Below are 20,781 nucleotides of genomic sequence, written 5' to 3'. Positions count from 1 at the left end.
AAAATTCCCTTCTCAGATTGTGTCCGATCGGAGACGCTTCCTTCTCAAACTGAACGGCATTCTGAAATTGCAACACGGCCTGGCTTGCCTGCACATTGCGCCCTGCAGTTTGTCAAACGCGTCGCCAAAGCGGCTTAGCTTCAGGATCATTGTTCATGTCTGGTTTCATCTCCTGCCTGCGGGCCTTCGTCGCGGCCGCGCTCGGCCTCATCGCCATGGCGTCCGTTCAGCCCGCGATGTCCGAAGAGATCCGCATCGGCTATCAGAAATCTTCGACGCTGACGGCGATCCTGAAGACGAACGGCGAGCTGGAGAAGGCGCTCGCGCCGCTCGGCGTCACCATCTCGTGGCACGAGTTCACCAGCGGCCTGCCGCTGCTGGAAGCCATCAACATCGGCAGCATCGATTTCGGCGCTGATGTCGCCGACACCGTGCCGATCTTCGCGCAGGCCGCCGGCGCCAAGCTCGCTTATGTCGCCGAGGAAGCTGCCTCGCCGGCAGCGCAGGCGATCGTCGTGCCGCAGTCTACAACCATCAAGACCGTTGCCGATCTCAAGGGCAAGAAGATCGCGGTGACCAAGGGCGCCGGCAGCCACTATCTGCTGCTTGCGGCGCTTGCGAAATCCGGGCTCAGCTTCAAGGACATCACGCCCGCCTATCTGACACCGGCAGACGGCCGTGCGGCGTTTGTCAGCAACAATGTCGATGCCTGGGTCGCCTGGGATCCGTTCCTGACTAGCGCCCTGCATCAGACCAAGGGCCGCATCCTGTCCGACGGCAGCAACGGCCTTGCGAGCTACAAGCGCTATTACCTCGCGTCGGCCGCCTATGCGGATAAGCACGATCAGGTTCTCAACGTGATCTTCGCCAAACTCGCCGCAACCGGAAAATGGGTCAAGGCCCAGCCGAAGGACGCAGCCACGTTGCTGGCCGGGCTCTGGGGCATCGACGCGGCGATTGTCGAGGAGGCCAACAGCCACCGCTCCTATCAGGTGGGCGCGGTCACCGGACCAGGCCTGTCGGAGCAGCAGCGCATTGCCGATGCATTCCACGCCGAGGGTTTGATCCCGGTGAAACTCGACACCACGACCATCAAGATCTGGTCGCCGAAAGGGTCTTGATCTCGGCAATTTGCGGCTTCGGCTGCCGACCTTTGGAATCTTCATGTCGCCACGCCAACTACACCTGAACGTCAACCTGCTTCACTCCGGCGTCTATCCGTCAGCCTGGCGCCTACCCGACAGTGATCCGCGCGCATTCTTCGACCTCGGGCACTACGTCCGGGTGGCGCAGATTGCCGAGCGCGGCAAGCTCGACGCGATTTTTCTGGCGGATTCGCCGGCCGTGAATGATCGCATCGACTACCGGTCGTTCACGTCGCTGGAGCCGACCATCATTCTGGCAACGGTCGCGGCCGCCACAACGCGTGTCGGCCTGATCGGGACGGTGTCGACGACCTATAATGAGCCCTACAACATTGCGCGCCGCTTCGTGTCGCTCGATCACGCGAGTGGTGGGCGCTCGGGATGGAACGCGGTCACCACCGCAGATGCCGCGTCGAGCCGCAATTTCGGCCTCACGGGCGCGCTGGAACACAAGGCCCGCTACGAGCGGGCCAAGGAATTCACGGAGGTCGTCCACGCCCTGTTCGACAGCTGGGAGGACGACGCCTTCGTCGGCGACAAGGCCAGCGCCAGGTTCGTCGATACGTCGAAAGTACACCCAATCGCCCACCGCGGGCCGCATTATTCAGTCGCCGGTCCCCTGAACGTGCCGCGCTCGCCGCAGGGACGTCCGGTGACGGTGCAGGCGGGCGGCTCCAGCGACGGCCGCGACTTCGCCGCCGCCTATGCGGAGGCCGTGTTCACACTGGCGCAGTCGATCGAGGAAGGCGTCGCCTATGCGCGCGATCTGCGCACGCGCGCCGCGGCTTACGGCCGCCCCGGTGATTCCATTGTCGTCCTGCCGGGACTTGCGACCGTCATCGGCAGCACCGAAGCCGAAGCAAAACGGCGGCAGGATGAGCTTTGGGAACTGGTCCCGATCGAATACAGCCTGGCGCGTCTTGCCGGCACGCTTCAGATCGACCCTGCCCTGCTTGAACTCGACAAGCCGCTTCCCGACCCCTTGCCGCTTCCGGCGAATGCCAATCACACCATGTTCCAGGGCACCGTGAACCTTGCCCGCCGCGGAAATCTCACGGTCCGCCAATTGATCCGCGCGCTCGGCGGCGGCGTTGGCCATCGCATCATCGTCGGGACGCCGGAGCAGATCGCGGACGATATCGAGGCCTGGTTCAAGGCCGGCGCCGCGGACGGCTTCAACCTGATGCCGGACGTTCTGCCCACGGGCCTGGAGACCTTCGTCTATACCGTCGTGCCGATCCTGCAGAAGCGCGGTCTGTTCCGAACCGAGTACACGGGCACGACATTGCGCGACCATTTTGGTTTGGCACGGCCGACGAGCCGCTACGCAAAGCAGCCGCCCGCGGTCGCCTCGGCCTGATCGCAACCAGTTACCCTATCGACTGGCCAGCTTCGCAGCAGGCCCAGTTGATTGCCGCGCTCGGACGCGGGGAATAATCTCGTCTGCAAACCGCCGCATCTCTGCCTCGAACGGCTGGAATTGCAGCATGAAGAGCTCGATCCCGGCGGCATGGAATGCCTCGATGCGCGCCGCAACCTCATCGTAACTGCCGACCAGCCCCGCGGCCGTGCCGCCGTTGCTGCCGACCCGCGGCGTCTTCTGCATCGTCTGCATCATCACGACTTTCGGGTCGGTATTCTGCTTCTGGATCGCCTTCATCGGCGCGTCCTTGGCCGCGAGGCTGAGCAGCCGCTCATAGGCGACCTGCGCCTGCTCACGGGTTTCGCGTGCCACGACAAAGGCGGACAGACCGAAGCGCAAAGGCGGCGCGGAACCGCGAGGGCGCGCGGCGACGTCGGCGATCAGCCCGGCGACGTCATCGAGCGGCTGTCCGTTGATGAACCAGACATCGCCATGGCCTGCGACCAGATCGCGCGCGGGCTCGGATTCCCCGCCGACATAGATGGCGGGGCGCTTGCGGTACAGGCTGGTCGGCCGCAGCGCATAGTCCGTGACGTTGAAGTGATCGCCGCTGAAATTGAGGCGCTCGCCCTCCATGAGCCGGGACACGACGGAGATCCATTCCTTGCCGTAAGCATAGCGGGCATCGTGCTCGGGAAAGCTGATCCCCGCCTTCTCCAGCTCCGGACGATTCCAGGCATTGACCAGATTGATCGCAAACCGACCGCGACTGATGTTCTCGATGCCGAGCGCGAGCTTGGCGAGCACCACGGGGTGATAGAGATATGGCTTGATGGCGGCAATGATCTCGATGCGCTTGGTCAGCGCCGCAATCGCTGCAGCAGCGCTCCAGGCTTCGAGCTGATCGAGATCCTCCTGATGCGGATTGATCGTGTGCTGCGCGATCAGGGTCGAATCATACCCGAGCTCCTCGGCTGCTAGGATCAGATCCCGATTGCGCTCCCAGGAGGCATCATAGGGCTCCTCCGGGTCCTGATGCGCGGCACGCGGCCCGTGCACCAGCGCCCAGATGCCGAAGCGAAGAGGTGCAGCCGTCATCATGCTCTCCCGTAACTCTCTCGACTTTGAGCGTTCTCGCCAATCGCTGGCGCAAGTTCAAGCAGACGCGCGTCAAAAGATTTTCTTTGTCGCGCATCCGCGCGGCTACGACAGCAGATCACTCCGGAGCCGACGACAATTGAAATACCGCTCTATTTCTGCCAGCCCGATTTCGTGGGACATTTTGTAAAGACGGCAGGTGATTGCCGTCGCGCCTTCTGCATCACATGCAGTGCGTGAAACGAGGTCTCGGTCTTGAGCAATATGGAACTGAGCGGCATCGACCGCACCGTGATCGGTGCGGACCGCGCGCCGTCATCGCAAAGCGGCGGCGGCGCACTCGCTCCGGCCGCCACGAAAAGCAACCTTGGCACTCGCGGCCTTCAGCTTCTGTCGTGGCTGGCGCCGGTCGTGCTCGTCGTCATCTGGGAATGGCTGGCGCAGGCAGGATGGCTCTCGCCGCAAGTTCTGCCCGCACCGAGCAAGGTGATCCGCACGGCCTTCAAGCTCGCAACCACGGGCACACTGCTCAACGATCTCGGCGTGAGCTTGCTGCGGGCGGCGGCAGGATTCGTGATCGGCACGGCCGTTGGTGGCGGCCTCGGCATTCTCGTCGGCTTCTCCCGCATCGCCGAAGCTCTGATCGACCGCAGCGTGCAGATGATCCGGGCCATCCCGTTCCTCGCAGCGCTGCCTCTGGTCATCGTCTGGCTTGGCGTCGGTGAGACGCAAAAGATCTTCCTGGTGGCCCTCGGCGTCACCTTCCCGATCTACATCAACACGGTCCTCGGTATTCGCCAGGTCGATCCCAAACTGCTCGAACTCGGTCGCGTCCAGGGCCTGAGCTCGCTTCAGCTGATCCGCCGTATCATCCTTCCCGGCGCATTGCCGTCGATCCTGACCGGGGTTCGTTATGCGCTCGCGACGGCATGGCTTGCGCTGGTCGTCGCTGAAACTATCGGCGCCCAGTCGGGCATCGGCTTTCTCGCCATGGACGCGCGTGAATTCCTGCGCACCGACGTGATCGTGCTGACCATCGTGATCTATGCGCTCATCGGCGTCGCGGCCGACGGAATTGCACGCTTTCTCGAACGGCGCCTTCTCGCCTGGCATCCGAATTATGGGGCAGCACGATGAACGCTCACGTCGCTTCGCTGCCGGCCGCTCCATTCGAAGCCGGACCGGCCGTCGTCGTCAACAATCTCGTGCGCAGCTACGGCAGCCGCGTCGTCATCGAAAAGCTGAACCTGCGCATCGAACGGGGAGAGTTCGTCGCCCTGCTGGGCGAAAGCGGCTGCGGCAAGACGACATTGCTGCGGGCGCTCGCGGGTCTGGACTCGATCCAGGGTGGGCGCATCGTCGCGCCGCGCCGGCCGGCGGTGGTATTCCAGGAGCACCGGCTTCTGCCCTGGGACAGCCTCTGGCGCAACGTCTCGCTTGGTTTGCAGGTGCCGGACGCACGCGAGCGCGCCGCCGAAGCGTTGACCGAGGTGGGCCTCGGCGACCGTCTCGACGATTGGCCGCGCAATCTGTCCGGCGGACAGGCCCAGCGCGTCGCGCTGGCCCGCGCGCTGGTGCAGCAGCCAGAGCTTATGCTCCTCGACGAGCCGTTTGCCGCATTGGACGCGCTCACCCGCATCCGCATGCATGAGCTTGTTCGCGAGCTCGTCGCCAATCATCAGCCGGGCGTTCTGCTCGTCACGCACGACGTCGACGAAGCGATTGCTCTGGCGGATCGCATCCTGGTGATGCGGAACGGCGCCATCTCCTACGAGCACCGCGTCGCACGAAACGGCTCGACACCCATCTCGCGTAGCGAGCTCCTTGCCGAGCTCGGCGTGAATTCGCACTCCAGCCACTAATTCAACGGAGGCGGTCATGTCCGACTCTCCCATCGCCAAGCCGTCCCGCCGCAGCTTTCTCAGCACCGCGGCCTTCGGCGTGGGCGCCCTCGCCGGCCTCAACATCGGCGATTTTGCCGAGGCCGCAACTGGCCGCATCACCGATATTGTTCGCCTGACCTGGGGCCTGAGCGGTCTCAATCTGATCGCCAAGGAACGCGGCGAGTTCGAGAAGGTGCTGGCCAAGGACGGCATCAAGGTCGAATGGCTCGGGCCCTTCCCGAACCACGCCCCGACATTGCAGGCCGTCACCGGCGGCAGCGCCGATTTCAGCTTCGGCGGCAGCACGACGCCGGCGCTGGCCGCGATCATCGCCGGTTCGCCGCTGGTGTTCACCCAGTTCGTGGTCTACGAGCCGCGCACGACGGCGATCATCGCCAAGGACGGCTCCGGCATCGATAAGGTCGAGGACCTCGTCGGCAAGTCGGTCGCGGTCAACCGCTCCGGCCTCGGCGAATTCCTGCTGGTGGCCGCGCTCGAGAAACACAAGGTTGACCGGTCCAAGGTCAAGTTCGTCTATCTCAATCCGCCCGATGCGGCACCTGCGCTCGCCTCCGGCAGGGTCGACGCCTGGTCGATGTGGAGCCCCGGCGTCGACATCGCGCGGCTCGAATACAAGGCGCATAACATCTTCGTTGAAGGCCGCGATCTCGATTTCCAAATCGACTACACCTCGTACCTGACCACCCGCAAATTCGCCACCGACAATCCCGCGCTGGTGCGTGCCGTGAACGATGCGTTCCGCGCCGAAGGCAAGTGGATCTCGGAGAACGAAAAGGAGGCCGAGTACATCGCCCAGAAGGCGGGCAAGTACAGCGACGAGGTCCGCGATCAGTTCATCGCGCTGAAACGCAAGTACCGCTACTTCGCGGTCAATGACGAGCGCTTCATCAGCGAGCTGCAAAAGGCCGCCGACTGGCTGGTCGCGCGCAAGGTTCTGCCCGAGCCGGTCAAGGTCACCGACCATCTCGCCCAGCTCTAGTTAACAGGTCAGGACAATGAACAAGACCGTATCCGCCCCCTCCCTCGGCAGATCCGAGCCGTTCAAGGCCGGCTCGCCGGAGCTGGAAGCGTTGCTCAACCAGATCGCCGAAGGTGCGAGCGCGCGAGAACGCGACCGCGTGCTGCCCTTCGAAATCATCGATCTCATCCGCCGCGCCGTCTCAGCGCGCTGCGGCTGCCAGTGAGCGCCGGCGGCGCTCCGCGATCTCTTCGCTTTCGTGATCCGCCTCGGCGAGGCCGACGCCAATGTCGCGCATATCCTGCGCAACCATTTCAGCGTGGTGGAACGGCTGGTGCGTACGCCCAAGGACGAGCAGAGCCGCGAGTGGCAGAAGGCGGTCGCGCAGGGCGCGATCATCGGGCTTGCCACCACCGAGCTCGAAAGCCCCGCGTCGGCAATGTCACGCCGGGTACGACCTTCACGCCTGACGGAAATGGCGACTATCTCTTGAACGGGACCAAATATTACAGCACAGGCACACTGTATTCGGATTACGTGCTAGTCCGCGCCGCCGATCCTGATGGCACCAGCGGCGCGACCATCGTCCCGATCAAGCGCGACGGCATCGAGCTGGTCGGCGACTGGGATGGGCTCGGACAGCGGCTCACCGCAACCGGCACGACGCATTTCCGCAACGTCAAGATCAAGCGCCAGGAGATCGTCTTCGACACGCCCGACACCGGCTACGGCGTGCCTTACTCCAACACGTTCGCGCAGCTGTTCCTGACCGCGGTCGTTGCCGGCATCGCGCGCGCGCCCTTGCGCGACGCGACCGCCCTGATCCATTCGCGCAAGCGTACTTTCTATTACGCGCCCACAGAAGTTCCGACCGATGATCCCCTGCTGCAGCAGACCGTCGGCCAGATCGCCAGCGGGCGTTCGCGGCCGAAACGGTGGTGCTGGCGGCTGCCGAGGCGCTCGATGCCGCGACCGATGCCTTCGACGCCGGTGCATCGAACGCCGCGGAAGCCGCCCACACCGCCGCCCTGCTCTCGGCCAAGGCCAAGATCGTCGCTGACGACTTCGCCATCCGCGGCGGCAGCCTGCTGTTCGATGTCGGCGGCGCGTCGGCGACCAAGAAGGTCACCAATTTCGACCGGCACTGGCGCAATGCTCGCACGCTGTCGTCGCACAATCCGACCACCTACAAGGCGCGCTCGATCGGCCAATACGAAATCAGCGGCACGCCGCTGCCGGCGAAGGGCTTCTTCTAGGCAGGATGACCCCGCATTCGACGGTCCGACGCAAGGAGAGACTGACATGGGAAGGCCGGACATCCATCTCGTCACTGACAGCCATGAGATCGAGCACCAATTCCGCGCCGTGATGCGCCGGCTCGCCGGTGGCGTCAGTATCATCACGGCCGGCCGCGACGCCGACATCACGGGAATGACGGTCACGTCGCTGACCTCACTCAGCACGAGTCCGCCGCGCGTGCTGGTCAGCCTCAATCGGCAGGCCTCGTCTTTTGCCCCGATCGAGCGTCACAGGGGTGTTCGGGGTCAACATTCTCGGATCCGACCAGCAGGAGCTCGCGAGCCGATTCAGCAATGGCAGGCTGAAGGGGGCCCAGCGCTATGAAGGCGTCGCCTGGACGGCTGGGCCGTCCGGCGTTCCCCTGCTTGGCCATTCACTGGCCACGGTCGAGTGCCAGGTGGAGGAGATCATCGAGCGATATTCGCATGGGATCATCGTCGGCAGCATCTTGAGCTTCGAACTGTCGCCCCAGCTGTCGGGGCTGGTATACTGGAACGGTCAATACATCGAGATAAAGCAGGATTTCGATCTGGATTTGCTCGCCGAGATCAGCATCCCCCTGGCGCATGTGAGGTAGGAGCGCTCCTGCCACTTCTCGATCTCCGGCATAAAACGAGGGCAGCATGAAACGCGAAATTCCGACAGCGGACCTGGAGCCGACGTCCGGGCGGTGGCAGCTCGACCGGATCGTGGCCGAGCCACGCGTCTCCCGGGAGGAGACACACAGCATTCGCAGGGACGGCGAAGCACGTCAGGCCCCATCGCGCGAAGCGCTGGAGGCAGTCCTCGATGGCCTCACGGCAGCACTGTTTCCACGGCATTACGGTCGCTCCGAGCTGGACGGCGAGAATATCGACTATTTCGTCGGAAACACCCTCGCCATCGCCCTGGACTCGCTGTGCGACCAGATCCATCGCGGTGCCCTCTTCATCGGCGACGAGCTCACCGCCGGATTCCGCCGCGAGGACGCTGTCGAACTGACCCGGACATTCGGCTCGCGACTGCCGATCGTGCGCGGGCTTCTCATCAATGACCTCAGGGCCGCCTTCGTCGGTGACCCCGCCGCCCGGAATTTTCCCGAGATCCTGATCGGCTATCCCGGGATGACGGCAATCATTCATCACCGCCTCGCCCATATCCTGCACGGGCTGGGCGCCCGGCTGATCGCTCGCCTGGTCGCCGAGATCGCGCATACCCGCACCGGGATCGACATTCACCCCGGCGCGAGCATCGGCTCTGGCTTCTTCATCGACCACGGCACCGGCGTGGTGATCGGCGAGACCGCCATCATCGGCGACAACGTCCGCGTCTATCAGGCCGTCACGCTCGGCGCTCGTCACTTTCCGACCGACGAGGATGGCAGCTTGATCAAGGGCGACGCCCGTCATCCGATCGTGGAAGACGACGTCGTCATCTATGCCGGCGCCACGATTTTGGGCCGGATCACCATCGGCCGCGGATCGACGATCGGCGGCAATGTCTGGCTGACCCACAGTGTGCCGCCGAACAGCATCGTGACCCAGGCTACGGTCCGCAATAAGCAAGGCTAGGGCTTCTTGTTTCTACGCGTTTTCTTGACGCGAACCGGTATCCACTTCGCTCGAAAACGCTAGATGGCCGGCGCCTTCCAGCGCATCAGGCGACGCTCCAGTGCCTCCAGGATTGCGTTGAAGGAGAGGCCGATCACCGTGATGCCGAGGATGCCGAAATACATCTGCGGGATCAGGAAGCTGTACTGGCTGTTGATGATGAGATAACCCAGCCCCGATTTCGCACCGACCATCTCGGACGCGACCAGCACCAGCATCGCCGAGGCGCTTGCCAGGCGGATGCCGACGAAGATGGTCGGCAGCGACGCCGGCAGGATCACTTTCCGGAACAATTGGCTCGGCGTCGCCCCCATCGTCCGTGCCGACTTGACCAGGAGCGGATCGACCTGGCGGACTGCAGCGATCGTGTTCAGCAGCAGCGGCCAGGCGCAGCTGTAGACCACCATGGTGACCTTCGAGAGCTCGCCGATCCCGAGCAGCAGGATGAAAACCGGCAGCAGCGCCAGCGGCGCCGTGTTGCGCGCGATCTCGATGATCTGGCTCAGGAGATTGCCCAGCCCGACATACCATCCCGTCAACACACCCAACGGCACGAACAGGGCAATGGCGATCAGAAAACCGCTCAGGGCACGAAGCAGGCTTGCCCCGATGTGGTCGTAGAGCTCTCCCGACTGTGCAAGCTGCCAGCCCGCGGCGATCACCTCGGAGAACGGCGGCAGGAAGGTCACATCGATGAGACCGAGGCGCGGCGCCGTGTCCCAGAGGGCCAGGAACAGCAGCAACAGCAGGGATCGCTGTCCAATGATGCCGAGCCATCGCACCAGGCTACCCGTCGCCGCGGCAACTACGCCGGCGCGTTGCCTGGCCCGGTCTTTCGGGCTGCCCTCGGCCAGTTCCATCAAGGTCAGGATCTCCAGATTAGACATGAGCGAGCTCCTTCGCCTTTGCCACGCGCTCGCCATCCGATGCTGCCACCTGGGAGCCCTGCGCCTTCAAGACCTCGTCGCGCAGCAAGGACCACACTTCGTGCCTGACATGCCCGAACCCGGACAACGAGCGAACGTCCTCGGTCTCGCTGTGCAACTCATCGGGAATATCGATGACTTGCTTGATGCGGCCGGGACGCGAGGTCATCACCGCCACGCGCTGACCAAGGACCACGGCTTCATCGATGCCGTGCGTGATGAACAGGATGGTCTTTCCCGTGCGGCGCCAGATCCGCAGCAGCTCGCCTTGCAGTGTCTCCCGCGTCTGTGCATCGAGCGCCGCAAACGGCTCATCCATCAGCAGCACCTCCGGATCGTAGGCAAGGCTGCGGGCGATCGCGACGCGTTGCTTCATGCCGCCGGAGAGCTCGTGCGGATAGCGGTCGGCAAAGCCGGACAGCCCGACGAGATCGAGATAGTGCAGCGCCCTTTCCCGCCGCTCCCTGGCCTTCAGGCCGGCAATGTCGAGCCCGAACTCGACATTCTGCGCGGCCGTGCGCCAGGGAAACAGCGCGTATTGCTGGAACACGATGCCGCGGTCCCGCGCCGGGCCCTCGATGACCCCGCCATCGAGCAGGATGCGACCGCTGCTCGGTGTCGTCAGGCCGCCGAGCAGGTCCAGCAGGGTCGACTTGCCGCAGCCGCTCGGCCCGACCAACGCAAGGAATTCGCCGGTCCGCACATCCAGTGTGATGTCGTCAAGCGCGGTGAAACGCTGCGCCGGCCCGCCATCCCTGCCGCGGACCAGGAAGTCCTTGCGCACGTGCTCGAAGCGGATCTTGGCCGTCGTCATTTGGCCTCCGCGGTCTTGCCCGGGCGGAAATAGTTGAACGCGTTGGTGAAGATGTCCGACGGCTTGAGCTGGTCCTGCTTCAGCAGGCCATCCCTGACCAGCCAGTCGATCCAGACCTGGAGCTCGGCACCGCCGATCACGCCGCCCTTGGTCGCGACGCCCGTGCTCCTCCAGTACTTGATCGGGGTGGCGTCCTCGTTGCGCTTGCGCTCGGCGATGACGCGCTCGAAGCGGGCACGGACCTCCTCCGGCGGCGTTGTCTGAGCCCAGTCGATGGCACGAGACACGCCCTCGATCAGCTTGCGGGACGTGTTCGGATTGTCCTTGATGAACTTGTCCCGCAGCACATAGGCCCCTCCGGTGAAGTTCCCGAAGACGTCGGTATCCGCAAACAGCCGGCGAATGCCGCCGCGCTCGAGTGCCTTGTCACGCAGGACGCCGCCGAGCGTGCTAAGCTCGACCTGCCCCTGCCGCAGCGCCTGCTCACCGGTGACCGGCGGGATCGCGACCAGCGTCACCTGCTTCGCCTCCGCCGGCGTCAGGCCGTTGCGAGCCAGGTACTCGCGCAGCACGAATTCATGGTGCGCTCCCAGCGTGTTGACCGCGACCTTCTTGCCGATCAGGTCCCGCGCGGTCTTGATCGGACTATCCTCCTTCACGTAGTAGCCGCTGTAGGTGTTGTCGTCCGAACCGTAATAGCCGACCACCGCCTTGATCGGCGCCTTGGCGGCGATCAGCTTGATGATCGCGCCGTAGAACGCACCGCCGATGTCGATATCGCCGGTGACCACGGTCTGAATATCCTGCGGACCGCTGATGGTGTTGCCGACCCATTTCAGCTTGAGCGGCGCGAGATAGCCGAGGTCGTCAGCCAGCTCGATGAAGGTCACCTGCCCGGCCCAACCCTGGTAACGGATCTCGCTCTTCTCGAGCTGCGGCTCGGCCATGGCGCTGCCAACGAACCCCGTCAGACCGAGGGCCGCGAGGCCGAGTTGCCGGCCTCGTGCACGGAGCCCGGCAACCAGCCGGCGCAGAGCGGAGATAGCAATTCTCATTGTATTCACTCCCTTGCTTATTTCAGGCGGCTTTTGCTTGCGGCTTGGTCGACTTGATCCGGGTGACGCTCTGCCGGCCGTCGACGCTGACCGGCACCTCGCCATCAATGGTCGCGCGGCGCACGACGCGATGCTGATCCCCGTAATCATTGACCGCGTAATGCTGGGTCGCGCGATTATCCCAGATGACGACATCCCCCTGCCGCCAGCTCCAGCGAACCGTGTTCTCCGGCGCCGTGATGTGCGACTGGAACAGGTCAAACAGCTTCTGGCCGTCGTATTTCGACAGGCCAACGAAGCGCTGGACGAAGTTGCCCAGCACCAGCGTGCGCTCGCCGGTCTCAGGGTGGACGCGAACGACGGGGTGTTCGGTCTCGTAGATTGTACCGGTGAACACCTCCTCGAAGTGTTTTCTGTCGGCCTCGCTCGCACGGGTCTTGACTGCATAGTCATAGGCATTGCTGTGCACCGCCCAGAGCTCGTCGGCGAGCTTGCGCAGCGGCGCCGGCAGGTCGAGATAGGCGGCAGCCGTGTTCGACCAGATCGTGTCGCCGCCGAACTCGGGGATCACGACGCCGCGCAGAACCGAGATCTTCGGATAGGCGTCGACGAAGGTGACATCGGTATGCCACTGGTCCGCACGGCCGCCTCCGCGCGCGGAGTCGAGCTCGAGGATCGAGGCCGTGCCCTTGGTGGCGCCGACCGTCGGATGCGGCACCAGATTGCCGAGCCGATGGGCAAAACGCTCCTGCTCGGCATCGTCGAGATGATTTTGGTCACGGAAGAAGATGACTTTGTGCTCCAGCAGCACCTGATTGATCGCTGCAATAAATCGATCCGGCAGATCGCCCGAAAGCTTGATATTCCTGATTTCGGCGCCGATACGGGCCGACCGTTTCACGATATCCGCGCGCGGAATGACGTTGTCGATGGTGATTCCGTCAGTCATGTCACCTTCCCCGATGCCGCGATCCATTTGGACAAGGCTCCGCCGTTCGCCGATCGCAGTTGCGATGACGGAGTGAAGGACAATGATGGTGCGATCGATCCTCTTGCGAGACTGCCGTCCGCTCTGACGGCAATCCCCTCTGGCGGGACCTTTCCGTGGAGGCTACATCAATGCAGCCTCGTGCTCAGTCAGAGAATGCTAGCTCACGGATTTCGGAAATGGCTTCCAAAGATTGAACAGTGCGGGGAATAGTTGCATTCGCGAAAACAGCGACAGAAGAACGCAGAACCGCTCTCGGCGTAAACCCACGGTGTCGCTGCCGCTTAGATGGTCGTCTGGACGTGCGCATCTCGAGTTCACAAACAGTCGCGCCACGTGCGATCTCCGCTTGCAGGCTTTCCCGAAAGTTCATGCTCGCATCGAACTCAACAACGCAATTCCATTCCATCGACAACGATGTGAGCGCCGACATAGATTTTGCCCAGGCCGCATACGGGGCGTTTCGACATGAGCAATCAACGGCAGCTTGTTCTCAATCTCTTCATCTATCCCGGCGGCCATCACGAAGCTGCCTGGCGCTACAAGGGATCGTCCGCGGAGCGCATTCTCGACATCACCTATTATCAGGAGCTGGCACAGCGCGCCGAGGCGAGCAAGTTCGACGCGATCTTCTTTGCCGACGGGCCGGCGCTAGCCGACAACGTCCGCTACGCCCAGCGTTTTCGCTTCGAGCCGATCACCTGGCTGGCTGCGATCGCCGCGGTGACGAAGCGTATCGGCCTGATCGCGACGGCATCGACCACCTATACCGAGCCCTACAATCTCGCGCGCCTGTTCGCCTCGCTCGACCACCTGAGCAAGGGCCGGGCCGGCTGGAATATCGTGACGACCAGCGCGCCGCAGGCTGCGCAAAACTTTGGATTGCCCGAGCACCCGCCTCACCACGAGCGTTACGAGCGCGCCCGCGAATATCTCGACGTGATCTCGCGGCTCTGGGACAGCTGGGAGGACGACGCACTCGTCAACGATCCCGCTTCCGGCGTCTTCGCCGAGACCAGCAAGATCCACACGCTCGACCATGTCGGCAAGCATTTTCGGGTGCGCGGCCCGTTGAACATCTCGCGCACGCCGCAGGGCCGGCCGGTCTATGTGCAGGCGGGCTCCTCCGACGATGGTCGTGCCTTCGCCGCGCGCTTTGCGGAAGCCATCTTCACCGCGCACCAGACGCTGGACTCCGCCAAGTCCTTCTATGCGGACATCAAGCGGCAGGCGCACACCTTTGACCGCGGCCCTGACGAGATCAAGATTTTGCCCGGCATCAGCCCCTTCATCAGCAGCACGCAAGCCGAGGCCGACCGCCTTCAGGACGAGTTCAATGAGCTGATCCAGCCGGAATATTCCCTGACGCAGCTGCGCCAGATGATCGGCGTCGATCTCACGGGCTACGATCTCGATGGTCCCGTGCCGCGCCATCTGATCGACACCGCCAGTGCGCGCGGCGTCGCCAGCCGCTTCAAGCTCGTTGTCGACATCGTCGATCGCGAGAAACCGACGATCCGCCGGCTCGTCCAGCGCCTTGCCGGCGCGCGGGGCCATTGGGTCATAGCCGGCACGCCGGAAAAGATCGCCGACAATATCCAGACCTGGTTCGAGAAGGGCGCGGCCGATGGTTTCAACGTGATGCCCCCCTGGTTGCCCGGCGGCTTCGATGACTTTGCCGAGCAGGTCGTCCCGATCCTGCGCAAGCGCGGCCTGTTTCGCGAGGACTACACCGGCACGACGCTGCGCGAGCACTACGGCCTCGCCCGTCCCGCCAGCATCTACTCGAACGAGGCTAAGGCAATCGCCTGACACCGTCCTCCCTCCAAACCGGAAAACCGTAAGAAGACATGAAGACCGCGTTGTTTCTCCTCTCGGGCCTTTTGGCTCTCTCCCCGCTCGCACCCGAAAATTCGTTGGCGCAGCAACCCGCCAAGCCCGAGCTGCGGGTCGGTTTCGTGCCGGGCCCGTATATCGATGAGTTCAAGATTGGCGTCGAGCCCGAGCTGAAGCAGAAAGGCTATAAGGTCCGCTACGTCGAATTCTCGACTGGCCTTGAAGCCAACAACGCAGTGTTCAAGTCCGAGATCGATGCCAATGTGATGCAGCACACGGTCTTCCTGGAGTCCTACAACGAGCGCCAGAAGACCGATCTCGTCGGCATCGTCCACGTCCCGACGCCGCCGATGGGCCTCTATTCGAAGAAGCACCCGCTGGGTTCGCCGATCAAGCCGGGCTCCAGCGTCGCGGTGCCGAACGATCCCGTCAACCTCCAGCGTGCGCTGTGGGTGCTGCGCGATCTCGGCCTGATCGAAGTTCGCGACAGCAAGCCGGTCGACGTCACCGAGCTCGATGTCATCAAGAATCCCGGCGGTATCAAGATCGTCCCGCTCGAGGCTGCACAGGCGCCGCGGGCGCTCGACGATGTCGACTTCGCAGCTGTCCAGGGCAATTTTGCGATCTTCAGCGGCCTGAAGCTGACCAATGCCTTTGCGCTGGAGAAGATGATTACGCCTTACATCAACGTGCTCGCAGTGAAGAAGGCCAACGCCAATGCCGAATGGGCCCAGGACATCGTCGCCGCTTACAAATCGCCGACGTTCAAGACGGCGATCATGGCTGACCGCTTCTATGACGGGTTCACCCTGCCCGACTACATGAAGTGAGGGGATCGCGGAAAAGCAGTGAGACGCGGCCTCAGCATGTTCGCGTTCACACTGGAGTGGACGCGTGTTCGTTCTCCCGCTGAGCGGGCGACCGACGCGCGAGCGGTGACCGATCGCATCGGCTGGCATGAAGCCTTGATCCTGCCGCTGGTGCTGCTGATCGCGTTCCTGTTCGTGCTCGGCCTGATGACGCGCCTGCACCTGCATGAGCGCGCCGACCGGAGCCTGATGTATGCATCGTTCGGCAGCATGGGTCTGCCCATGCTGCCGACGGTGCCGGACTCCTGCCGCAGACCGCTGAACGCCGGTTCCACACAGCAGCTGCGGCACGCCGACGTGCTCGCGTTGCTCGCGAACGACTGATCCAATCCTCCGCATTCCGTCCACTGCGTGAAAATCGTTCCTTGCGAAACGGCACCAGGGAATATCTTGCTCGAACAGATGACAGTCTCAGTACGATCCAACCAAACTGAACGTGGTCAACGGCTGACGATGTTCAACATGTTACCGCTCGTGTTAGCCTTGTCGGGTTCTCGCCCTACAATGTTGTCCGGAGTGAACATGAGCTACATCATCTCGCTGCATTCAAGCTTTGCCAGCTGGTTCGAACAGGCACGCGAGTGGTTCCGGCACTCACTGCAGCCGCAGACGGGTGGCCCGAACGATGAACTGCAGCCCTCAGGATGACCTTTACGAGATCTTCCTGTTCGGACCCCACGGCTGACAACCCTGCCTAAGCGCCGGTCCCCACCTCCACTGACAAAAAGGTAATCAGACAATGTCCGACGCTGCGCTGCAGCTCGCCGAGACGGGCCGCCGCCTCGATGCCATCCACCGCAAGATCCTGACGGTGCTTCAGGAGGACGCCTCACTGTCCGTGGCCGAAATCGGCGACCGGGTCGGCCTGTCCTCCACCGCTGGTCGACCAAAACAAGATCGGCCTCGGCCTTTCGGTGTTCGTCTCGATGGAAAGCTCCGATCACTCCGATGGGTGGCTGAAGCGTTTCGCCGCTGCCGTTAGCGCTATACCCGAGGTGATGGAAGAACCAGCCGACGCTTCCAGCTCAGTAGACGCGGAGGAAACCGGCCTGATCCTGAAGCGCGTTACGGTCGGCCTCCAGGCGCTGGATGCGCTTCCAGCAGGGCGCGGTTCCGACAATTTCCCCGATGGCCGCCTCGAAGGCATCTGCAAGCCGGCGCATGTCGGACTTTCGTTACTCGGCAGCGATACGATCATGAGCTGCCTTGGCTTCGGTTTCCGCTTGCGCCTTCTCGGCCGCTTTCACCTTAAACCTTTCGACCGCGCCCGCGATTTCGCCGATTTCGTCCTTGCGGCCAACACCGTGGAGCACAACATTGGAATTGCCTTCGGACAAGTCCAGCATCGAGGCTCTCAGCTCCCGGATCGGATGCTAATGCTGCGCGACGTAAGCACCGAGAGGGCGAGCCCCAGGAGCAAGCTGAGAGCACCAAGATCAGAGCAATCATTACGCCCAATCCAAGGTCTTCTTCTGCCCTCAACGCAGTGGCTTTCGAAGCCTTCTCGTAATCACTTGCGAGCGGCTCTGCGAGCTCGTCAACCCGCCTTCCGGCCGCAAGCGCAGAGCTTACGGCGACCAACTACCGGGCCGCAGCGTAAAGACCTTCTACTGACAACCTGAATGAGAACGAGAGAGGCGGAATGCCTTGGCCTGATGATCAGTCCAGCGGCCGGATATTCTGGTTCATGCGGAAGAAGTTCGTCGGATCGTATTTCGCTTTGATCTGCTGCAGGCGACGGTAATTCCGCCCATAGGCAGCGGCAACGGGATCGCCTGTCTCATCATCATCGAGATAATTGACATAGCGTCCAGAAGCGAAAAACGGCCGCATCCTTTCATAGGTTGCGCGTGCCCACGAGATGCTGCGGCTGGTATCGCTGGCCTGCGTCCATTGCGCGAGGATCAGGAAATTGTAGCCCTCCTGCCGATGCACAAATGCCGTATCCCCGGCACCTACGCGGGCCGCGGCACCGTGGATGTGCTCGAGCAGCAGCTGCCCCATCGGAGTCGGGCAGCGGGCGAAGCATTCGATCATCGTCGCGATCGCACCATCGCTCAGCTCCGTGAGGAAGTTCGACTTCCAATAGTTGAACGCGCCTTTCGGATAGTTGGCGTCGAGCATGCGGTTGAGCTCGCAATAGGTCATCGGTCCGACCGCATCCAGAATCGGAGGCCCGAACTGTTTCAGCGGCTGCATCGCTCGTTCGGCCTCCGGGACTGGGCCGCAGTGGCTGGTGACCAGGGCCGCGACCTCCCTGCCGGACCCGTCGGGCGCATGGGTCAGGGATGCGAACAGCATGTGCTCGTCCGTGAGCGATCGCGTGCTGGTCCGGAAAAATTCCAGCACGTCGCGGGAACGCTCGATAGGGTGAACGATCGGGCCGCCGGTGATGATCGGCCCTACCGTATGGAGGTCGTATTCAAGACTGGTGGCAATCCCGAAGTTTCCGCCGCCGCCGCGCACGGCCCAAAATAGATCGGGCTGCTCTTGCTTGCTGGCCCGCACAACCTTGCCGTCGGCGGTGACGAGTTCGACAGCCCGCAGATTATCCAACGCGAGGCCTTACTTGCCCATCAGCCAGCCCAGCCCTCCGCCGAGCGTCAGGCCCGCGATGCCGGTGGTCGAGACCACGCCGCCGGTCACCGCGAGTCCGTGAAGCTGCGTTTCTCGATTGAGCTCGCCCCAGGTGACCCCGCCCTGCGCCCAAACGGTCTTGCCGATCGCGTCGACCCGGACCCCCTTCATGGGTGAGAGGTCGATCATGATCCCGCCATCGATGGTTGCGCGCCCGGCCACATTGTGGCCGCCGCCGCGAACCGCGATCTCGAGGCCGAGCTTGGTCGCAAGTGCCACGGCATCCACGACATCGGCCGCACTGCGACATCTGGCAATCAATGCTGGCCGTTTGTCGACCAGCCCATTGTGAACCTTGCGCGCCTCGTCGTAGCCCTCGTCCGCTGGTTTGAGCAGTTCTCCTCCGAAGGAGGCATTAAGCTCGGCGGCAGCGCTGGCAACAGATGCGATGGACATGGCGTGGGCTCCTCAGCTTGACCCCGCCATATCCTCGATCGCGGGCTGTCTCAGAGCAAATCCGAAGAATTCAGGTGACGATGAACTGATTTCACCTACACTCGCCGCATGCACAAGCTGCCGCCCCTGATCGAGCTCCGCGCTTTTGAGGCTGCCGCGCGTCATCTGAGCTTCAAGAAAGCCGCGGCAGAACTCGGCGTCACGCCGACCGCGATCAGCCACCAGATCGGATTGCTTGAGCAGTATTGCGGCTGCGCCCTATTCCGGCGCAGACCACGCCCTCTTTCCTTGACCGATGCCGGCGCCCAGCTGTTTCCTGCCATTCGCGGCGGGCTCGAGGCGTTTGCCGCTGCCATTGCGTCCCTCAAGCAGGAAGGTGACGAGCAGCCGCTCCGGGTGACGACGACCAACGCCTTCGCCAGCCGCTGGCTCGTGCCCCGCCTGCCCCTGTGGCGGAAGTTGCATCCTGACGTGCCGCTGGAGGTGATAGGCACTGACACGGTGCTCGATCTGCAGGCCGGAGACAGCGACGTTGCCATTCGCTACGCGACAAGCCGCGTACCACCGACAGACGGGATCGTCGATGAACTATTCAGCGATACGTTCTTGCCGGTCTGCAGCCCGGATTTGCTTTCAACGGGCCGCCTGAAGAGACCAATCGACCTTGCAAACCATGTTCTGATCCACTCCTATTGGTCGCCGACCGATCGCGAGCCGCCCACATGGCAGAGATGGCTTACCGCGGCTCAGCGCAGGTGGCGGGAAGTGCCCCAATTCAAGGATATGCAACACTTGAGTTTCCGCGAGGAACTGCACGCCATCGAGGCGGTGATCGCCGGGCAGGGAGTCGGGATTTTCAGTGATGTGCTCGTGGCCCACGAACTCGCTGTCGGTATGCTCGTGAAACCGTTCAAGTTGAGCTTGTCTGGCTATAGCTTCTATGTGGTCACCAGGCCAAGCAATCCGCGCGCAAGGACCATCCGAGCCTTCTCGGAGTGGTTGCGGTCGAGTACTTAATCCGCTCTTGTTGTCTTCGAAATGTCCGCTCGGGGTCACAAGCGGCGGTCGTGGCAAGCGCAGCCTTGCGCCCGGTTTATAGCCAGGAGCCGACAGCCAACTGCGAGGGCCGGCCTCAGGCCGCCCACCCGTAAATTTCCCAAGTGTCGGTCATTTGCGCTCGCTGGTTAACTGGTGCGGATCGAGCGCCGCATCATGAAAACACCAAAGCCAAAGCAGTGGGCCGACCAAGAGGTCCGACGATTGATCACACTGGCCCGACAGGGAGTTGGCGCGTCAAAGATAGCCGCCGAACTCGGCCGCCACGCCGAATCGGTGAGGCGCATGGCGCGAACGTTGAGACTGCTGTTGAAGAAGTAGTCCCCGAGCGATCTTGAGCGCGCGGCTGACCTACAGCCCCAACGCCTCGGCCCCTCCCGCTGCGGCCGTTGCGACTCGCGAAAAATGCAGAACTCAGATCGTTTGCAGCAATATCATCCCGACGATGGTCACAAAGAAACCGATTGCCGTCACTGCGGCGAAGCACCGTTCTACGCTATCCATGAACGCAACCCCTGCTAAAAAGATCAGTTCAGCTTTTTCGTAATGTAAGTGCGATTGCAACTGTCAACTTGCTCGTACTCGCGCGACGAGTTTGAGAGTCCCTCCGGCCAGAACAGAAAATAACCGAAACGCTCATACCGCCATACTGGGCGCCGATTGCGTGGTGTTCGCATCATCTCCGATTGCTAGGAGCGGGAAAGCAGATGCGCACGAGTGATCGTGCAGCGCATCGTTGGCTAAATGCTCCCTATTTTTGCGTCGGAGTCATTATAGTTATAGCTCTGAACCAATTTTACTTTCCGAATCTCGATCGGCTTTCGCTGCGGTTTCAAATCGCGCGTCAA

The 20,781-nt window shown here is 62.9% G+C and carries 24 protein-coding genes and 2 pseudogenes; 16 read left to right on the top strand and 10 right to left on the bottom strand.

The features are described from left to right. Positions 1–155 precede the first annotated feature (155 nt). Both I6F12_RS12355 and I6F12_RS12350 read left to right on the top strand, forming a co-directional pair. Positions 156–1,121, top strand: a complete 966-nt coding sequence (locus I6F12_RS12355) for an aliphatic sulfonate ABC transporter substrate-binding protein (protein ID WP_225156431.1) — start codon at positions 156–158, stop codon at positions 1,119–1,121. A gap of 43 nt (positions 1,122–1,164) precedes the next feature. Further along, positions 1,165–2,505, top strand: coding sequence for an LLM class flavin-dependent oxidoreductase (locus I6F12_RS12350; protein WP_225156430.1), 1,341 nt, complete (start codon positions 1,165–1,167; stop codon positions 2,503–2,505). A 15-nt stretch (positions 2,506–2,520) separates the two neighbouring features. Here I6F12_RS12350 and I6F12_RS12345 read toward each other — a convergent pair whose 3' ends face one another. Further along, positions 2,521–3,606: an LLM class flavin-dependent oxidoreductase gene (locus I6F12_RS12345; RefSeq protein ID WP_225156429.1), complete on the bottom strand. Its 1,086-nt coding sequence runs from the start codon at positions 3,604–3,606 to the stop codon at positions 2,521–2,523. 264 nt (positions 3,607–3,870) lie between these two features. Between I6F12_RS12345 and I6F12_RS12340 the strand changes: the two genes are divergently transcribed. The 5 genes from I6F12_RS12340 to I6F12_RS12320 are packed head-to-tail and all read left to right on the top strand — an operon-like array spanning position 3,871 to position 6,961. Then, a complete protein-coding gene (locus I6F12_RS12340; RefSeq protein ID WP_225156574.1) occupies positions 3,871–4,743 on the top strand; it encodes an ABC transporter permease subunit in 873 nt (290 codons plus the stop codon). Beyond that, a complete protein-coding gene (locus I6F12_RS12335; protein WP_225156428.1) occupies positions 4,740–5,468 on the top strand; it encodes an ABC transporter ATP-binding protein in 729 nt (242 codons plus the stop codon). Before I6F12_RS12340 ends, I6F12_RS12335 begins: the two co-directional genes overlap by 4 nt. Positions 5,469–5,484: 16 nt before the next feature. Next, positions 5,485–6,489 (top strand): NrtA/SsuA/CpmA family ABC transporter substrate-binding protein, encoded by a 1,005-nt coding sequence (locus I6F12_RS12330; protein ID WP_225156427.1) that lies wholly within the window; start codon positions 5,485–5,487, stop codon positions 6,487–6,489. 16 nt (positions 6,490–6,505) lie between these two features. Beyond that, a complete protein-coding gene (locus I6F12_RS12325; RefSeq protein ID WP_225156426.1) occupies positions 6,506–6,694 on the top strand; it encodes a hypothetical protein in 189 nt (62 codons plus the stop codon). 33 nt (positions 6,695–6,727) lie between these two features. After that, a complete protein-coding gene (locus I6F12_RS12320; protein WP_225156425.1) occupies positions 6,728–6,961 on the top strand; it encodes a hypothetical protein in 234 nt (77 codons plus the stop codon). A 47-nt stretch (positions 6,962–7,008) separates the two neighbouring features. Here I6F12_RS12320 and I6F12_RS12315 read toward each other — a convergent pair whose 3' ends face one another. Further along, positions 7,009–7,296: a hypothetical protein gene (locus I6F12_RS12315; protein ID WP_225156424.1), complete on the bottom strand. Its 288-nt coding sequence runs from the start codon at positions 7,294–7,296 to the stop codon at positions 7,009–7,011. Between the two features lie 110 nt (positions 7,297–7,406). Here I6F12_RS12315 and I6F12_RS12310 point away from each other — a divergent pair, with 110 nt between their 5' ends. The 3 genes and pseudogenes from I6F12_RS12310 to epsC all read left to right on the top strand — a co-directional run bounded on the left by I6F12_RS12310 (position 7,407) and on the right by epsC (position 9,317). Then, positions 7,407–7,724 (top strand): hypothetical protein, encoded by a 318-nt coding sequence (locus I6F12_RS12310; RefSeq protein WP_225190499.1) that lies wholly within the window; start codon positions 7,407–7,409, stop codon positions 7,722–7,724. A 46-nt stretch (positions 7,725–7,770) separates the two neighbouring features. Further along, positions 7,771–8,344 (top strand): annotated as a pseudogene (locus tag I6F12_RS12305) (flavin reductase family protein). 46 nt (positions 8,345–8,390) lie between these two features. Next, positions 8,391–9,317, top strand: a complete 927-nt coding sequence (gene epsC / locus I6F12_RS12300; protein WP_225156422.1) for a serine O-acetyltransferase EpsC — start codon at positions 8,391–8,393, stop codon at positions 9,315–9,317. Between the two features lie 59 nt (positions 9,318–9,376). Here the strand turns inward: epsC and I6F12_RS12295 are convergent, their stop codons facing one another. The 4 genes from I6F12_RS12295 to I6F12_RS12280 are packed head-to-tail and all read right to left on the bottom strand — an operon-like array spanning position 9,377 to position 13,100. Beyond that, complete coding sequence (locus tag I6F12_RS12295; RefSeq protein ID WP_225156421.1) at positions 9,377–10,243, bottom strand: ABC transporter permease; 867 nt, start codon at positions 10,241–10,243, stop codon at positions 9,377–9,379. After that, on the bottom strand, positions 10,236–11,096 hold the full coding sequence (locus I6F12_RS12290; RefSeq protein WP_225156419.1) for an ABC transporter ATP-binding protein: 861 nt from the start codon (positions 11,094–11,096) through the stop codon (positions 10,236–10,238). The genes I6F12_RS12295 and I6F12_RS12290 overlap by 8 nt, the downstream gene beginning before the upstream one ends. Then, positions 11,093–12,151: an ABC transporter substrate-binding protein gene (locus tag I6F12_RS12285; RefSeq protein WP_225156417.1), complete on the bottom strand. Its 1,059-nt coding sequence runs from the start codon at positions 12,149–12,151 to the stop codon at positions 11,093–11,095. The genes I6F12_RS12290 and I6F12_RS12285 overlap by 4 nt, the downstream gene beginning before the upstream one ends. A gap of 22 nt (positions 12,152–12,173) precedes the next feature. Continuing rightward, on the bottom strand, positions 12,174–13,100 hold the full coding sequence (locus tag I6F12_RS12280) for a TauD/TfdA family dioxygenase (RefSeq protein WP_225133320.1): 927 nt from the start codon (positions 13,098–13,100) through the stop codon (positions 12,174–12,176). A gap of 507 nt (positions 13,101–13,607) precedes the next feature. Here I6F12_RS12280 and I6F12_RS12275 point away from each other — a divergent pair. The 5 genes and pseudogenes from I6F12_RS12275 to I6F12_RS12260 form a co-directional block, all read left to right on the top strand. After that, a complete protein-coding gene (locus tag I6F12_RS12275) occupies positions 13,608–14,951 on the top strand; it encodes an LLM class flavin-dependent oxidoreductase (RefSeq protein WP_225156415.1) in 1,344 nt (447 codons plus the stop codon). Between the two features lie 38 nt (positions 14,952–14,989). Then, positions 14,990–15,805: a MetQ/NlpA family ABC transporter substrate-binding protein gene (locus I6F12_RS12270; RefSeq protein WP_225156414.1), complete on the top strand. Its 816-nt coding sequence runs from the start codon at positions 14,990–14,992 to the stop codon at positions 15,803–15,805. A 36-nt stretch (positions 15,806–15,841) separates the two neighbouring features. Next, positions 15,842–16,168 carry a hypothetical protein gene (locus tag I6F12_RS12265; RefSeq protein ID WP_225156413.1) on the top strand — a complete coding sequence of 109 codons (327 nt, stop codon included), beginning with the start codon at positions 15,842–15,844 and terminating at the stop codon, positions 16,166–16,168. Between the two features lie 198 nt (positions 16,169–16,366). After that, on the top strand, positions 16,367–16,492 hold the full coding sequence (locus tag I6F12_RS37315) for a hypothetical protein (RefSeq protein WP_275969488.1): 126 nt from the start codon (positions 16,367–16,369) through the stop codon (positions 16,490–16,492). A gap of 91 nt (positions 16,493–16,583) precedes the next feature. Beyond that, a pseudogene (locus tag I6F12_RS12260) lies at positions 16,584–16,848 on the top strand (AsnC family transcriptional regulator); the annotation flags it as partial. 21 nt (positions 16,849–16,869) lie between these two features. Here the strand turns inward: I6F12_RS12260 and I6F12_RS12255 are convergent. The 4 genes from I6F12_RS12255 to I6F12_RS12240 all read right to left on the bottom strand — a co-directional run bounded on the left by I6F12_RS12255 (position 16,870) and on the right by I6F12_RS12240 (position 18,877). Next, a complete protein-coding gene (locus tag I6F12_RS12255) occupies positions 16,870–17,007 on the bottom strand; it encodes a hypothetical protein (RefSeq protein WP_225156581.1) in 138 nt (45 codons plus the stop codon). Between the two features lie 12 nt (positions 17,008–17,019). Beyond that, on the bottom strand, positions 17,020–17,190 hold the full coding sequence (locus I6F12_RS12250; protein ID WP_249786970.1) for a hypothetical protein: 171 nt from the start codon (positions 17,188–17,190) through the stop codon (positions 17,020–17,022). A 313-nt stretch (positions 17,191–17,503) separates the two neighbouring features. Continuing rightward, positions 17,504–18,400 (bottom strand): BBE domain-containing protein, encoded by an 897-nt coding sequence (locus tag I6F12_RS12245; RefSeq protein WP_225156411.1) that lies wholly within the window; start codon positions 18,398–18,400, stop codon positions 17,504–17,506. 9 nt (positions 18,401–18,409) lie between these two features. Continuing rightward, the gene (locus I6F12_RS12240; RefSeq protein ID WP_225156409.1) at positions 18,410–18,877 is read right to left on the bottom strand and encodes an FAD-dependent oxidoreductase; all 468 of its coding nucleotides are present in this window, start codon (positions 18,875–18,877) and stop codon (positions 18,410–18,412) included. A gap of 108 nt (positions 18,878–18,985) precedes the next feature. On the opposite strand from I6F12_RS12240, the gene I6F12_RS12235 reads away from it, so the two are divergent. Then, a complete protein-coding gene (locus I6F12_RS12235; protein ID WP_225156408.1) occupies positions 18,986–19,894 on the top strand; it encodes a LysR substrate-binding domain-containing protein in 909 nt (302 codons plus the stop codon). The last annotated feature ends 887 nt before the right edge of the window (positions 19,895–20,781 follow it).

The organism is Bradyrhizobium sp. IC4059, assembly GCF_020193615.1.
Lineage (GTDB): Bacteria > Pseudomonadota > Alphaproteobacteria > Rhizobiales > Xanthobacteraceae > Bradyrhizobium > Bradyrhizobium yuanmingense.
The sequence above is the reverse complement of the archived record's forward strand: the minus strand, read 5'-3'. Positions and strand labels throughout refer to the sequence as shown.